Raw genomic sequence first — 14,297 nt, forward strand, 5'->3', positions numbered from 1 at the left:
CAGCCGTACGTTTTTATTTCCTCTCCTTCGCCTTGAGCCTCCCAATATTTGCCACAAAAGCTCATCAGAAATTTCTCATGAGCATGAAGGATTCGTCCTACAAGATAAAAAAATCGAAATTGCAATATAACGACCCTTCCTTTAAATATTGAGCAGCCAATATTTTCGTTGGCTGTTTCACTCAAGGAAAGAGGCGCTCAACATGAAAATGACTAACAAGAAAACCGAAAAGCTGGGCGAAGTAATATTCGCCTTCACTGACGATTTTGGCAGTACACCACATACGCAAAGTGTAGGCGGCTCAGGCAGCGCTGGTGGTTGTGGCGGGAGCGGCGGCTGTGGAGGTGGAGGCGGATGTAGCGGTGGCAGCGGAGGTAGCGGGGGGTGCGGAGGTAATGCAGCAACTCAATCCGATAAGCACTAACTTTAAATAGGCACATGCCCGGGTCTTTGAGCGACCGCAACGCCAAAGACCCGTCTGAGAATCGATCATGAAATTAAGCCTGTATAACTACGAGCTGTTAAATTTCAACGGCGCGAACGCTATCATTTCGGAAAAGGGGGTTGCTCGCATCGACTCCCCCGCAATGTTCAAACTACTTAAAGAACTGAAGACGGTGGAGCACATCTCCAGAACCGAGCTCGACGATCTTTCTTCAAACCAAAATTTAGACCCAACGAATGCATATGAATTTCTAAAAACAGCCATCCGTATAGAGGAAGAGAAAGACATCCATCACTTTAACTCCACATTGATCGCCCACGACTGGGGAGAAACGTCTAACCTAGAAAAAATCCTATCCGGTGAAATCGAAAACTTGAAGGTATGCGACCTACAGAATTTCGCCCCCAGCAGCCTTAATGGGCACAGGCGTTACGTCATAATATTATGTTCACATTATAACTACACAGCCATAAAAAACCTGTATTTCAACATAGCAAAACAGTGGCCCACATCGGCAATCAGCGTCTGTTATGGAAACGCAGACCTATTCCATCTAAGCCAACCTTATATTCCGTCAATAGGAAACCCTTGCCATTTCTGCACGATCGACAAACTGATCAGCAATGAAATGCACTCAAGCTCAAACAACACATGGACAAAACTACTCGATTTTTGCAAAGCTCAAAGCATTGATTTGCCCAGCGCGAAACTAACCTTACTCCAAAAATCATTATTGTTAGGAGCGATCGCCAGGGCGATCCGCCTGGTTTCCGGTACAACCATGACTCGTAAGTACCAAGAGAACGTTCTGCGAGGGACAACAATCAATATTAGTGATGGTCAGATTACTCAAGTCTCGGCAACACATTGGCATTCATGCGACTGCTTGAGCATAGCCCAATGAAAAATATACCTCACGATTACTACCTTCGATTCTTGGATCCCTACGTTCACGATGAAGTGTTAGACTTCCACACAAAAGGAAACTATATCCTTCACCCAGCTTTTCAGCGGGCAACCCATTTGCACTCGCTCACCGAAAAACAATTATCAACTTTAACCGGAAATGAATTAAAGCTATACCCCGATATCAACCTCCAAATTGCTATAGGTCAGGGCAATAATAGTGACCCAGCCCTAACCAGAAACGAGTCAGCGGATTTTTTTTGTGAGACCGATATCGATTTTAAAACCGTAGAAAAACTTGTCACTCCCTTAACAGCCTTGCAAACCAACAATAGCAAACGTGGCTACCCTAGCGCCGGAGCATTATATCCCGTCGAAGTATTTGTCTGCTCACTGGGGCAGAACAACGGAGGCTGGCCCTGCACCGAAAAAATATTACACCTGTTACCTAGATCAAAAAAATTCGAAATCGTTTTGGGTACTGAAAATATAGACAACCTCAGAACAGCTATCTTGCCGGAAGGTAGCAACATTGGATCGCCTAGCATAGCCCTGATATATACCGTCTATTTGCCAAAGGTGTTATTCAAGTACCGTCATCGGGGTTACCGTCTGGCAACAATGGAAATAGGGTCCATCTACATGCTCATGGAGCTAAGCGCAAAATCCCTGAATTTGCGCTGCCGCCCTTGGTCAGCTTTCACCGATACGATGCTGTGCAAAGCGCTCAAGTTAAATCCAGCGCTCTTTGTTCCGATGTGCGTGCATTACATAGGACAGTCGAATGAACATTTACAATAGAGAACACCAACTCATTTCCGCTCAGCTCACCTACCAACCAGCCAACTTAACAAATTTTCCTTCTTCGGTGGAAATCTCTGACGCATGGAATCATGGCGGTTCGGGTGTGGGAAATGGCGCTAGAGCGCTTAGATCCGCGGTCGGTGAGTTTTACGAGCGCCGACACTTCTATAGAGACGTGGTTCCCGACCTTACCGGGGGCCTGGACTACTCCCTAGAGGAAGCAGAGATATTGAAATTCATTCAGGCATTTATCCAAACTCACAAGCAAAATGTTACTCAACCAAATCTCACCTCTCACCAATACAATTTAAGTCAGGTTTTCCGAGCATCAAATCTATCTTCTTGCCATATCCCCACCGCATGCATTGCATTGAGTACAACACGAACTGAAACAGAAAACTCTATATACCCTTTACGCGACACGTGTGGGTGTGCATTTGGCTGGCACCCGGAACAAGCCATATTTGGCTCAATCAAAGAATTTCTTGAGAGGCAATTTCTAACGAGGTTCTGGCTTACCGGTGACTGCATAAAAATAATAGAGACTTCGACAGCATCATCTGCTCTAGCAGGGACCTGTACTGAAATGCTATGCAAAGCCCTTATGCTCAGTGGTGAACTATCTTTTATTGACATATCGGATACTGAATATTCTGGCGTCTGCATCTTGGTGGTTTACGGGCATAAAAGTCCCCAGCACAATGTTCAATATTGCGCAGGAATGGCTTATGCGGCGACCCCAAAACTGGCAATGGAAAAATCCTTGCTGGAACTTTGGCAGACCTATAGATTCATCGACGCCTTTATCGCCACGGAACAAAAAATGGAGGAAATCCGTGACTCTTATCTCAAACATTTCCTGCAAATCAACAACTATAAAACATATAAAATCATCACTTCAGTGCGCTCCAGCGCTTCCGTACCGCCCGCCCCCTTTCAACAGCCGCTTTGCCTAAAATCCCTTTTAAAAGACCTTACCAAACATCAAGCGCTCGGCTATATATATTTAAAAATGATTCCAGTCGGGGATCACTTCGGATACTGCAGCAAGTTTATTTCGCCCGACTTTTTTATGCATATGAACAACTCTCAAAATATCAACCTCGACAATCTCTATTCACGGACTTTCCTCCATGAAATACAAAAAGATCGTAAAGCAAGAATGGTTCCTTTCCCATAGGAAAACACCGATGCGCAACCACATATACCTCCGATCAGCGATACTAGCTCGTCTTTTTTTAAAAGAGCAACTCAAGGAACCCACTGCCATTCTATGGACGATCATCTCTCCCAGCCTATTGTTCTACCTGCTTAACTACACAAAGAAATATGAACAAACTCAACATCTCGATTACGTAGCGGACAGTGCATGGTTTTACGCTTACGTTGCGGCAAGCGTCGGCCTGTTCGGTTTTTCGCTCTACATCATCGGCAGAAGAGAAAGCGGATTTATTCGCTCATTTATATACACTAGCCATTCAAAAATAATTTTTATGACAGGACAATTTCTGTCCTATTCCTGTATAGCACTTATTTATTGTTGTATTTTTTATGTAATAACGAAAAACCTGTGGAATAACTTGGATGTTTTCGAGCTATTCAACATTGTACTGAGATTCTATGCTTGCTTTTTGATCTTCTGCTCGCTAGGACTAGTACTAACTTTACTTCCAATAAATTTTACCAACTCGAATACGCTTTTTTCTGCCCTTTTATTTACCATGATTGCTTTAGGCGTTGCCAGCCCAAGCGCACCTGCAGAAGGTAACTCCATGCTCCAACTATTAAGCAGTCTAAATCCTTTGCATGTAGCCTACAAAATCATGCGTGATGGGCTTGGAGAGAACATCCACATATTGCTGATCTCCACTGCCATCCTGGTGTGCACATTTTTATTTTCCATGAAGTATCTGAGAATAAACCCAGTATGGAACCGTTATTAATGCGTTCATTAGAAGTCAAACAGCTTAATCTCAGCTTCCCTGACAAGGAACTGTTTCGTAACGCATCTCTGCGTATTGAAATGGGTTCCATTACTGGAATCCTTGGACCCAACGGATCCGGAAAAACTACATTATTTGACATTCTGTGCAAGGTTAAAAGTAGCCAACAATGGAAAATCAATAGCACTTTTCGGACTCAATTGTATTTATCTCAGATTATCACCACCCCTCCGGTGTTACGCATGCATGATATATTCACGATGGCTACGGTGCTCAGTTCTGATAGAAAACCCACCCAGCAATGTGCATTAAACAAAATCGAGAAGTGGTGCCCAGAGCTGACTGAGCGCTATAAGGAAATATGGAAAAAGAAATCTGCGATTTGCAGCTATGGAGAAAAGCGTTGGTTCTTTACCCTTTCGCTTTTGGCGCTAGAGCCAGAGCTGCTCATTCTCGATGAACCAACAGCCGGTATTGATCCAGAATTCCGCCATTACACATGGCAATGCTTAAAGCAAGCTGCGCAGGAGGGAGCAGCCATTGTCGTATCCTCACATAACATTGAGGAAGTCACGGCACACTGTGATGTCTTTTATATGATCAGTGGATGCCAATTCATAAAGTTCCACTCGGGGGAAGAGTTCACATCAGCGTTCACCGCCAACAGCCTGGACGAAGCTTTCATTAGGGCAGCTGTAATTAAAACCCCAGTTGCTACTTAGGCTCTTTTTCCAGAGCCCGAACAATCATCGGCATCACACTGAAAATCGCCAGCGCCAGCACCGTACTGAGCAACGCTGTCGCTTCCCGGCCCAATCCGGCGGCAACGCCGATGGCGGCGGTCATCCACAGGCCGGCGGCGGTGGTCAGGCCTTTTACGTGGCTTTCGTCGCCATTGTCGTTTTTCAGGATGGTGCCGGCGCCGAGGAAGCCGATGCCGGCGACGACGCCCTGGATCACCCGGCTCATCGCGTCGGCCTGGGAACCGGACATCTGCGGCACCAACACGAACAGCGCGGCGCCCAGCGCCACCAGCATATGGGTGCGCACGCCGGCGGCCTTGCCCTTGTGCTCACGCTCGAACCCGAGGATGCCCCCCAGCAGTGCAGCCATTACCAGGCGCACCGTCACCCGTGTCATCTGCTCGGTATCGGTGATGTCGGCGAATTCAGCTTGCAGGGTTATCCAGACTTCATCCCACCACGATTCCATGGACCTTCCTCTCTTCACTCGATAAATGATGGACCACAAGCGATGCGAGACGTGCGACCGACCGCTGATCAGCCGCAACGAACCCTGCCGGCGGCACGCCACCTAACGTTCAGACATTGAAGGAAGGAGCATCAACATGACTGTACGAATCGATGACAACCGGACCTGCCACTTCGACACCCCCAACGGCCAGGAACAGCGACCGGCGAGCGAGTTGACGATCATTACCGACCCGGACAAGGCCATGTCAGCCGTGGAGCTCAATGGCGGGCGGGTCTACCTGACCGAGGCGGAAGTGGATGCCCTGACCGTGGCCGGAGCGGCTGACGGACGGCAGAACCTGAAGGCGACTGACAGCGACTCAGTGATCTGACTCCACGTGGCGAGGGAGCTTGCTCCCTTGCCATAGGAGGGGGTTGTTCGGTCATCTCCGGGTGCATCAAAGTGTCGCAGGGCCGGGGCCGCGCGGTATCTGATCCGGTTTTTATCCCGCTACCTGAGTCTGTTATGCAAACAGTTCGATGGTCATAGTGCTCCGGCCAGATAGCGGCTGATGAGCGACCGACCATGAGCGAAAGAATCCCCGCCCAGTTGATACAGACCTTCGACCCCGCAGCCACGAGAATCAGGGCCAGGACTACCGACAACCTGATCCACACCCGTAGCTTCAGCGGTTTGTTTCGTACCCTGCGCATCAGCGGTGCCGGCGTCCTGTTCCTGCTGTTCTTCGGCACGGTTTGGCTGGACTGGAACGGTCGCCAGGCAGTGCTCTGGGATCTTTCCGAGAGCAAATTCCATATTTTCGGCGCGACCTTCTGGCCCCAGGACTTCATCCTGCTCTCGGCGTTGTTGATCATTGCCGCGTTCGGCCTGTTTGCGATTACCGTGTTCGCCGGGCGCGTGTGGTGCGGCTACACCTGTCCTCAAAGCTCATGGACCTGGATCTTCATGTGGGTCGAGAAGATCACCGAAGGTGAGCGCAACCAGCGGATCAAGCTGCAAGCCGCGCCGTGGGGCGTGAACAAACTGCTGCGACGCTCGGCCAAACATACGTTGTGGCTGGCCATCAGCCTGCTCACCGGCCTAACGTTCGTAGGCTACTTCACCCCGATCCGGCCGCTGGCGGAAGAGCTGCTGACCCTGCAAATGGCTGGCGTCAGTCTGTTCTGGGTGGTTTTTTTCACCGGGGCGACCTACCTCAACGCCGGCTGGCTGCGCGAAGCTGTGTGCATGCACATGTGCCCTTATGCGCGGTTCCAGAGCGTGATGTTCGATAAAGACACATTGACCATTTCCTACGACGTGGCCCGTGGCGAAATTCGCGGACCGCGCAAACGCGATGCGGTCCCGGCCAACATCGGGCTGGGCGACTGCATTGACTGCCAGATGTGCGTACAGGTCTGCCCGACCGGCATCGATATTCGCGACGGTCTGCAAATGGAATGCATCGGCTGCGCGGCCTGCATCGACGCCTGCGATTCGATCATGGACAAGATGGGCTACGCCCATGGCCTGATCAAATACACCTCCGAACGTCAGCTGCAAGGCGGCAAGACTCACCTGCTGAGACCACGGCTGGTCGGCTACACGGCGGTATTGATGGTCATGATCGCTGCGCTGGCCCTGGCACTGGTGGAGCGGCCAATGGTGTCGCTGGATGTGAGCAAGGACCGTGGCCTGTTCCGTGAGAACAGCCAGGGCCAGATCGAAAACATCTACAGCCTGAAGATCATCAACAAGACCCAGCAACGCCAGGCGTATCAATTATCGCTGGCGGACAGAGACGGTTTCGTCCTGCAAGGCAAGACCCAGTTGAGCCTGGCACCCGGGGAAATCGTCGACGTGCCGGTTTCGGTGGCGATGCTCAGCGAACGGCCCATGAGCGGGTCCCAGGAAATGACGTTCAAGGTTGCCGACAGTGATGAGCCAGACATTTACAGCGAAGCAAAAAGCCGTTTTGTAGCACCGATGAATCGGTGAAGCCTTAAGATGTGCCTTGTGATCGCGATGGCGGAACGCCAGACGACCTCAGCGTTGAATGTGCAGGCCTCATCGCGAGCAAGCTCGCTCCCACATTTAAAAACGCGAACCACGCGTTATTCCAAACCGGGCCTGCCATGAAACGCTACGAAAAATTCGCCGACGATATCGCCGAACTGATCCGCTCCGGCATGCTCGGGCCGGGCCAACGGGTGCCGTCGGTGCGCTACGCCAGCCAGACCTACGGCGTCAGTCCGTCCACCGTGTTCCAGGCTTATTACCTGCTGGAGCGACGTGGTCTGATCCGTGCCCGGCCGCGCTCCGGCTACTTCGTCAATCATCACGCGCCGAGCCCGTTCTGCGAGCCGGTCGCCAGCAGTCAGGTCCACGAATCCACCGAGGTCGACGTCAGCGAACTGGTATTTTCGGTGCTCGACTCGATCAAGGATCCGACGACCGTACCGTTCGGCTCGGCATTCCCCAGCCCGACGCTGTTTCCCCTGCAACGCCTGTCCCGCTCGTTGTCCAGCGCCACGCGGGACATGGATCCGCGCGTAGTGGTCACCGACATGTCGCCGGGCAACCCTCAACTGCGCCGCCAGATCGCCCTGCGCTATATGGTCGGCGGGCTGATGCTGCCCATGGAGGAACTGCTCGTCACCAACGGCGCCCTGGAAGCATTGAACCTGTGCCTGCAAGCCGTGACCGAGCCGGGCGACCTGGTGGCAATCGAGGCGCCCGCGTTCTATGCCAGCCTGCAAATGCTCGAACGGCTGAAACTCAAGGCGGTGGAAATCCCCGTCCACCCACGCGACGGCATTGATCTCGATGTGCTGGAACAGACGCTGGCGCGCCATCCGGTCAAGGCCTGCTGGTGCATGACCAGCTTCCAGAACCCGATTGGCGCGACCATGCCCGAAGCGCGCAAACAAGCCCTGGTCGAACTGTTGCGTCGCTACCAAGTGCCGTTGATCGAGGATGATGTCTATGCCGAACTCTACTACGGCCAGCAGGCTCCCAAGCCGGCGAAAGCGTTCGACACCGAAGGCCTGGTGATGCACTGCGGCTCATTCGCCAAGAGCCTGGCCCCGGGCTACCGCATCGGCTGGGTCGCCGCCGGGCGCTACGCCCGGAAGATCGAGCGACTCAAGCTGATGACTTCACTGTGCGCCTCGATGCCGGCCCAGGCCGCCATCGCCGATTACCTGCAGCATGGAGGCTACGACCGTCACCTGCGCAAGTTGCGCTACGCCCTGGAGGAACAGCAAAGCGCCATGCTCGCCGCCATAGCCCGGTACTTTCCGGCGCAGACTCGGGTGAGCCAGCCGGCGGGCGGGTACTTCTTGTGGCTGGAGCTGCCGGAGCAGATTGATTCGCTGAAACTGTTCCAGATGGCTCTGGCGCAAGGCATCAGTATCGCACCGGGGCCGATCTTTTCAGCGACCCGGCGCTTCAGGAACTGTATTCGCCTGAACTATGGCGGGCCCTGGACCGATGTGTCGGAAAAGGCCATGGAGACGTTGGGGCGGATTATCCGGTCGTTCTGAGTGCGATGTTGCCCTTAGGATTGCTATCGCGAGCAAGCTCGCTCCCACAGGGGATCGCATTCCAATGTGGGAGCGAGCTTGCTCGCGATGGCGCCAGAACAGGCAACCCAGGATCAGCGCCCGCCCCCCAGCTCCACAAACGTCCCGGTCGCATACGAAGCCTTGTCGGACAGCAGCCAGATAATCGCCTCGGCCACTTCGTCCGGACGTCCGCCCCGGGCCATGGGGATCGCCGATTCCAGCTTGCTGACCCGCTCCGGATCGCCGCTGAGGGCATGGAAATCGGTGTAGATGTAGCCCGGGCGGACCGCATTGACGCGAATACCTTCGCCAGCGAGCTCTTTGGAAATGCCGACGGTGAAGCTGTCCAATGCGCCCTTGGAAGCCGCGTAGTCGACATATTCACCCGGTGCGCCCAAGCGGGCGGCAACCGAGGAAACGTTGACGATGCTGCCGCCCTGCCCGCCATGCCGGGGCGACATGCGCAGCACCGCCTGCTTGGCGCACAACATCGGCCCGAGCACGTTGGTCTTCAGGATCTTGAGCATGCGGAACTCGGACATTTCATCGAGTCGGGACTTGTGGGCAACCGTACCGGCGTTGTTCACCAGGGCGGTGACGCGGCCCAGCTCGGTGTCCACGCGGTTGAACAGGCCGACCACTTCGTCCTCGATGCTCACGTCGGCCCGCACCGCAATGGCCTGCGCGCCCTTGGCACGGATCTGGGCGAGCACATCCTGGGCGGCGTTTTCATCCGACTGGTAGTTGATGCAGATCCGATAGCCCAGGTCGGCCGCCAACAACGCCGTGGCCGCCCCGATCCCACGCCCGCCACCGGTGATGACGATGACTTTATCCACGCTTGCTCTCCCGTTTCCAGGCAAATACGTCGGGCCCAAGGATAGCGTTGACTCGACGATTTGCACAACGCGACCGGCCTGCCGGGGCGGGACGCTGCTTAGCGGGCGAGAGCCCGCAGGTCCAGGCGCCCGTCCAACTGCGGCGGGCACCAGTAGTAACCACCGGTAATCGGCCGACTCATGCGATACAGGCCATCGGTAATACCGTCCTCCAGACCGCTCATGCGCCGCAATTGCGCCTCGAAGGCGTCCAGGGAAAAACCGAACGCCAGGAACATCAGGCCAGCGCGGTCACCTTCGATCCAGGGCATGGAACGGCGTACGACAAAAGCCTCCGGAGCAAAGCTTTCCTGGGCCGTGCGCTTGACGTGGGCAGACTCAGGCGCATCTTCGAGCTCTTCGTTATCGCTCAGGCGCCGGCCCATGATGTTGTCTCGCTCATGGGGCTGCATCGCGGCGAAACCGTCCAGGTCATGCTGCCATTGCTGGATCGCAGCAAAACTGCCACCGCGCAGCCCGTCGTTGCCCTTGGCCAGGGCGGCGGCCACGGCCGCTTCGTCGTGAGGGTTTTCGGTGCCATCTTCGTAGCCGGTCAGGTCGTGGCCGGTCATGTGCCGAAAGGTTTCGTTCATCTGTACCAGACGCAATGCCGGCGCCAATGCCGCTTCGATGGCGCGACTGCGGTGCATCAGCTCGCCCCGGTCCTCGCCGTGCAGCCAGCACCAGAGCGCGTGCTGGGTCGAAGGGTTGTCCACGCCGACGCCCGCCAGCGCCGGGAACGCGCGCAAGCCTTCGACCTTGGCGCCCAGCGCCTGGACCAGCGACTCGCCAAAGCCGACTACCACGCGGCCATCCAGTTGCAGCAACAGCTTGTCGATCGCAGCCGGCAGTGCCTCGACCGATTCCAGGGCAAAAAACAGATGACGGGCCTGAGGCGGAACAGGGGTGGCGAGAATGCCGGGCTGGTAGTAACTCATGGGAACTCCTTTGGAAAGAGCCGCGAGTTTACCCGGCGGCCGCCGCTTTGTGTGGTTTGGCTTGAGGCCGGTCGCGTCAGGCCGCCGGGCTTTTTGTAGGAATGCTCCCGCATCCTCGTGGGACCACTCTGAACCTGGCCTCTACTCGATGGCCTCGGATTGCCCGACAGCGGAAAACGTCCTAGATTGACCGCCCTCAAGGAGAGCTAACGAGAGCGGTCCAGATGCACATTGCCAAATCGATACTCGCCGGGACTTTTGCCCTGGCCTGCGGGACGACCCCGGGCTTCGCCCAGGAGCGCATTGAAGACACGGTCAATGCCGTTATCCAACCCTTGATGAAAGAGCAGGACATCGCGGGCATGGCCGTGGCGATCACGCACAACGGCCAACGCCGGTTCTTCAATTATGGCGTTGCCTCCAAAGACACCAGAAAAGCCGTCACCGAGCAGACCCTGTTCGAAGTCGGCTCGATCAGCAAGACCTTTACCGCGACACTCGGCGCCTACGCCCAGGCCCAGGGCAAACTGCAGCTGTCAGACCTCACCGGTCGCTACGCTCCCGAACTGCGCGGCAGTGCCCTTGAAAACGCCCGCCTGCTCGATCTCGCCACCTATAGCGCGGGCGGCCTGCCGTTGCAGTTTCCCGACGATGCCGACCATCCCGACCGGATGTTCGGCTACTACAAATCCTGGAAACCGCTCTACCCGGCCGGCACCCAGCGGCTCTATTCGAACCCGAGCATCGGCTTGTTCGGCTTCCTGGCGGCCCGCAGCCTGGGTCGACCCTTTGATGAGGTGATGGAACAGACGCTGATGCCCGGGCTGGGCCTCAAGCACAGCTACGTACAAGTGCCACACAATCAAATGGCAACCTACGCCCAAGGCTACGCCAAGGATGGCAAGCCTGTGCGGGTCGGGCCTGGCGCGCTGGCCTCTGAAGCCTATGGGTTGAAGATCAGCTCAGCGGACCTGATCCGGTTTGTCGAGGTTAATCTGCGACCCGGGAAACTGGACGCGGATCTGCAGCGAGCCGTTGCTACGACACACACAGGTTTATACAAGGTTGGAGGGATGCACCAGGGGCTGGGCTGGGAGTTCTACCTACCTCCGCTCACCCTTGATGGCTTGCTCGCCGGCAACAGTCCACAGATGGCTTTGACGCCGCAAAAGGCCGAGCCGCTCACCCCACCGCTCCCCACGCCCGACGGCGCCTGGATCAACAAGACAGGGTCGACTAACGGTTTCGGCGCATACGCAGCGTTCGTCGCTGGAGAGGACTTGGGAATCGTCATGCTGGCGAACAAGAACTACCCGATTGAAGAACGCGTGAGAGCCGCGCACCAAATCCTGATGGCATTAGAAGCGCGCTGAGATGCTTTTGTGGCGAGGGAGCTTGCTCCCGCTGGGTCGCGAAGCGGCCCCAAATCTTTCAGACGATGAGCCCGGAAAAAGCATAGGGCTGCTACGCAGCCCAGCGGGAGCAAGCTCCCTCGCCACAGGGGTATCGTTGCTTTCGGGAATCAGTCATCCAACGGTTTCGGCGCAGCCGCAGGCTTGGTCGCCTTGCCCGGCTTGGTGCCTTTGGCGTCCTTGGCCGGCTCGGGTTCCGGCGCTGGCGGTGGGGTGGGCGCCGTGGCTTGTTTTTCCGCCTCGGGCAGCTTGTCGACGGTATCGAACAGTTCCTTCAGTTCGATCGCGCCGGAATGCTCAAGCTTCTTTTCCCCGTCCTTGCCTACCAGGATGATCTTGGTCTGCGCTCCCGCTCCCAGCTTGAGGGAACGGATCAACGCCATGGTGCTTTGCGGGTCGAGGTCTTTGCCATCACGCTGGCCGATGGTATTGAGCACGGTATAGAGCACCATGTTGCGCTCCGAAAAACCCTGCTTGCCCGCCGGCTCGTCCAAGGCTTTCTTCAGGCTGACCCACGCAGGATCGACAGAACTGGGCGCAATGACAATCACAGGCCGGGACTTGCCCACCTCCGCTACCAGGGGTGAGTCGCCATCGGCGGCGAACAACGGGCCGGCGATGGCCAGCAAGGTAGCGAAGGTCAACGACCGAATAAGCATGCGCCTCTCCTTTTGATAATTACGCTGTACTGATTGCACATGGCGGCGATTGTTCCGCGAGAGTCGCCCGATACTGCTTTTGCCTGCCTGAAGCTTAGGCCAACGGACCCATAGCGCAACCACGGCAGGCCTGCTTCAGAGGCCAAACGGGAAGGTGTCTTCCTCGCGCTCCAGCGTGTGCGGCGTGGGCAACGGCGTGACGGCTTCGGTCTGCTCGAACCAGAGCCAGGCGTCGAACTGCTCGGCCAGTACCGCTTCGAAATAATGACTCTGGCGTTCGGTTTCAGGGCGGTAGATCACCCCGATGGCGCGTTCGAGCAACGGCTCGGACAGCACCTCCAACAACGCTTCGTCCGGGTCGGTCCGCCAGTCCGTAAGCGATGCGCGCACACCCGCGAGCGAAAACTCCCGCTCCCAACTGCCGGCCAGCGCCGGCACCACCTGCTTGATTTTCATCGGCGCGTCCCAATCGTCGGCCGCCGCCACGCTGCCACGGTCGGTCCCCATGCCCAGCAGCACCGCGCCACGGCCATAGGCCATTCGACACAACTGGCCGATGTTGAACTCACCCTCCCAGCCCATTCGTGTCGCGGCGGCGTTGCCGATGTGGGAGTTATGCGCCCAGACGATCGCTTTCGCATCGGGCCCGCGATGCTCCAGCAGGCTTTGCAAGGTGTCGAACATGTGCCGGTCGCGCAGGTTCCAGGATGACTTGCCGCCGCGATACATGGCGCGGTAGTACTGTTCGGCGGCGCGTACGACCCGGGCGTTCTGCACCGCGCTGAAGAAGCCCTCGTCATCCTCGATCAACGGATCAAGGCGCTCGGCGAGCAGCGTGTTGAGCTGTTCGACCACGGCGTCTTCGCATGTCGCCAGGTTGCCGCGCTCGGTGAAATGGCCATACAGCGCCGGGTCATCATGCCAGGGCGTCAGGCAGCCATAACGATGGCGGGCGTCACGGGCCAGGTGGGGATGGCTCTTGTCGAGGTAATCGAGTACCTCGTCGATGGAGTGGCGCAGACTGTAGACGTCCAAGCCGCGAAACTCCACGCGGCGAGCGTCAGGCTGGCCGAGGTTGTAGCGGCGCAACCAACGTACAAAGTCCTGGACGTCGGTGTTGCGCCACATCCAGCTGGGAAATCGGGCGAATGCCTGCTGCTTCCAGGCCGAGGGCCCCAGGTCGCGCACGCAGCGGTCGATTTGTCCAGCGTCGGGCCAGTCAGCCTCGACGGCAACAATGCCGAAGCCGTGATTCGCGATCAGGTGCCGGCTGATCGCAGCGCGGGTGCGGTAGAAATCATGGGTGCCGTGGCTGGCTTCGCCGATCAGCACGACCTTGGCGTCGGCGAAGCGATCAAACATTTCGCCAAAGCTCGGGCTGTCCTCGGCAGGCAGCGGTTCGGCGTGACGGCGCAGGATGTCGGCGATATCGGTGCGCGGTTCGGCGCGACGACGGCGCAGGCGTTGCAGCAGATCTCTGGCTGGGCTGTTCATGGATCGAGGCCTCATCAGTACCTGGTTTACAGGTATGACTATGCCGAGGCAGCCATGA

14 protein-coding genes are annotated in these 14,297 nt (G+C 56.2%); 9 read left to right on the plus strand and 5 right to left on the minus strand.

The genetic code is table 11. The features are described 5' to 3' along the window. The first annotated feature begins 491 nt into the window (after nucleotides 1–491). The 5 genes from M1E16_RS17550 to M1E16_RS17570 are packed head-to-tail and all read left to right on the plus strand — an operon-like array spanning nucleotide 492 to nucleotide 4,820. On the plus strand, nucleotides 492–1,349 hold the full coding sequence (locus M1E16_RS17550; RefSeq protein WP_458127992.1) for an McbB family protein: 858 nt from the start codon (nucleotides 492–494) through the stop codon (nucleotides 1,347–1,349). Beyond that, a complete protein-coding gene (locus M1E16_RS17555; RefSeq protein ID WP_458127993.1) occupies nucleotides 1,346–2,152 on the plus strand; it encodes a SagB/ThcOx family dehydrogenase in 807 nt (268 codons plus the stop codon). The genes M1E16_RS17550 and M1E16_RS17555 overlap by 4 nt, the downstream gene beginning before the upstream one ends. Continuing rightward, the gene (locus tag M1E16_RS17560) at nucleotides 2,136–3,335 is read left to right on the plus strand and encodes a YcaO-like family protein (protein WP_458127994.1); all 1,200 of its coding nucleotides are present in this window, start codon (nucleotides 2,136–2,138) and stop codon (nucleotides 3,333–3,335) included. Before M1E16_RS17555 ends, M1E16_RS17560 begins: the two co-directional genes overlap by 17 nt. Further along, nucleotides 3,289–4,098 (plus strand): ABC transporter permease, encoded by an 810-nt coding sequence (locus M1E16_RS17565; RefSeq protein ID WP_458127995.1) that lies wholly within the window; start codon nucleotides 3,289–3,291, stop codon nucleotides 4,096–4,098. The genes M1E16_RS17560 and M1E16_RS17565 overlap by 47 nt, the downstream gene beginning before the upstream one ends. Next, a complete protein-coding gene (locus tag M1E16_RS17570) occupies nucleotides 4,098–4,820 on the plus strand; it encodes an ATP-binding cassette domain-containing protein (protein WP_458127996.1) in 723 nt (240 codons plus the stop codon). The genes M1E16_RS17565 and M1E16_RS17570 overlap by 1 nt, the downstream gene beginning before the upstream one ends. Here the strand turns inward: M1E16_RS17570 and M1E16_RS17575 are convergent. After that, nucleotides 4,813–5,310, minus strand: coding sequence for an MgtC/SapB family protein (locus tag M1E16_RS17575; RefSeq protein ID WP_458127997.1), 498 nt, complete (start codon nucleotides 5,308–5,310; stop codon nucleotides 4,813–4,815). The genes M1E16_RS17570 and M1E16_RS17575 overlap by 8 nt on opposite strands. A gap of 136 nt (nucleotides 5,311–5,446) precedes the next feature. Between M1E16_RS17575 and M1E16_RS17580 the strand changes: the two genes are divergently transcribed. The 3 genes from M1E16_RS17580 to mapR all read left to right on the plus strand — a co-directional run bounded on the left by M1E16_RS17580 (nucleotide 5,447) and on the right by mapR (nucleotide 8,837). Next, nucleotides 5,447–5,683, plus strand: a complete 237-nt coding sequence (locus tag M1E16_RS17580) for a DUF3203 family protein (RefSeq protein ID WP_434656944.1) — start codon at nucleotides 5,447–5,449, stop codon at nucleotides 5,681–5,683. Nucleotides 5,684–5,877: 194 nt separating this feature from the next. Beyond that, nucleotides 5,878–7,290, plus strand: a complete 1,413-nt coding sequence (ccoG, locus tag M1E16_RS17585) for a cytochrome c oxidase accessory protein CcoG (protein ID WP_458127998.1) — start codon at nucleotides 5,878–5,880, stop codon at nucleotides 7,288–7,290. A gap of 137 nt (nucleotides 7,291–7,427) precedes the next feature. Further along, a complete protein-coding gene (mapR, locus tag M1E16_RS17590; RefSeq protein WP_458127999.1) occupies nucleotides 7,428–8,837 on the plus strand; it encodes a GntR family transcriptional regulator MpaR in 1,410 nt (469 codons plus the stop codon). 113 nt (nucleotides 8,838–8,950) lie between these two features. On the opposite strand, the gene M1E16_RS17595 is transcribed toward mapR, so the two are convergent. After that, on the minus strand, nucleotides 8,951–9,697 hold the full coding sequence (locus tag M1E16_RS17595) for an SDR family oxidoreductase (RefSeq protein WP_458128000.1): 747 nt from the start codon (nucleotides 9,695–9,697) through the stop codon (nucleotides 8,951–8,953). Between the two features lie 98 nt (nucleotides 9,698–9,795). Then, entirely contained in the window at nucleotides 9,796–10,674 is an 879-nt protein-coding gene (locus tag M1E16_RS17600; RefSeq protein ID WP_458128001.1) for a Dyp-type peroxidase, read from the minus strand. Nucleotides 10,675–10,898: 224 nt separating this feature from the next. Between M1E16_RS17600 and ampC the strand changes: the two genes are divergently transcribed. Then, nucleotides 10,899–12,047 carry a class C beta-lactamase gene (ampC, locus tag M1E16_RS17605; protein WP_458128002.1) on the plus strand — a complete coding sequence of 383 codons (1,149 nt, stop codon included), beginning with the start codon at nucleotides 10,899–10,901 and terminating at the stop codon, nucleotides 12,045–12,047. Between the two features lie 149 nt (nucleotides 12,048–12,196). Here the strand turns inward: ampC and M1E16_RS17610 are convergent, their stop codons facing one another. Both M1E16_RS17610 and M1E16_RS17615 read right to left on the minus strand, forming a co-directional pair. Next, a complete protein-coding gene (locus M1E16_RS17610; RefSeq protein ID WP_458128003.1) occupies nucleotides 12,197–12,745 on the minus strand; it encodes a DUF4174 domain-containing protein in 549 nt (182 codons plus the stop codon). Nucleotides 12,746–12,880: 135 nt separating this feature from the next. Further along, nucleotides 12,881–14,239 carry an erythromycin esterase family protein gene (locus M1E16_RS17615; protein ID WP_458128004.1) on the minus strand — a complete coding sequence of 453 codons (1,359 nt, stop codon included), beginning with the start codon at nucleotides 14,237–14,239 and terminating at the stop codon, nucleotides 12,881–12,883. Between the last annotated feature and the right edge of the window lie 58 nt (nucleotides 14,240–14,297).

The organism is Pseudomonas sp. Z2-11, assembly GCF_054161305.1.

Excerpts from the sequence above, each read along its gene's own strand:
- M1E16_RS17560 (WP_458127994.1), top strand. The coding sequence starts at position 2,136 with ATGAACATTTACAATAGAGAACACCAACTCATTTCCGCTCAGCTCACC.
- M1E16_RS17610 (WP_458128003.1), bottom strand. The coding sequence starts at position 12,745 with ATGCTTATTCGGTCGTTGACCTTCGCTACCTTGCTGGCCATCGCCGGC.
- M1E16_RS17565 (WP_458127995.1), top strand. The coding sequence starts at position 3,289 with ATGAAATACAAAAAGATCGTAAAGCAAGAATGGTTCCTTTCCCATAGG.
- M1E16_RS17575 (WP_458127997.1), bottom strand. The coding sequence starts at position 5,310 with ATGGAATCGTGGTGGGATGAAGTCTGGATAACCCTGCAAGCTGAATTC.
- ccoG (WP_458127998.1), top strand. The coding sequence starts at position 5,878 with ATGAGCGAAAGAATCCCCGCCCAGTTGATACAGACCTTCGACCCCGCA.
- ampC (WP_458128002.1), top strand. The coding sequence starts at position 10,899 with ATGCACATTGCCAAATCGATACTCGCCGGGACTTTTGCCCTGGCCTGC.
- M1E16_RS17555 (WP_458127993.1), top strand. The coding sequence starts at position 1,346 with ATGAAAAATATACCTCACGATTACTACCTTCGATTCTTGGATCCCTAC.
- M1E16_RS17580 (WP_434656944.1), top strand. The coding sequence starts at position 5,447 with ATGACTGTACGAATCGATGACAACCGGACCTGCCACTTCGACACCCCC.
- M1E16_RS17550 (WP_458127992.1), top strand. The coding sequence starts at position 492 with ATGAAATTAAGCCTGTATAACTACGAGCTGTTAAATTTCAACGGCGCG.
- M1E16_RS17570 (WP_458127996.1), top strand. The coding sequence starts at position 4,098 with ATGCGTTCATTAGAAGTCAAACAGCTTAATCTCAGCTTCCCTGACAAG.
- M1E16_RS17600 (WP_458128001.1), bottom strand. The coding sequence starts at position 10,674 with ATGAGTTACTACCAGCCCGGCATTCTCGCCACCCCTGTTCCGCCTCAG.
- M1E16_RS17615 (WP_458128004.1), bottom strand. The coding sequence starts at position 14,239 with ATGAACAGCCCAGCCAGAGATCTGCTGCAACGCCTGCGCCGTCGTCGC.
- mapR (WP_458127999.1), top strand. The coding sequence starts at position 7,428 with ATGAAACGCTACGAAAAATTCGCCGACGATATCGCCGAACTGATCCGC.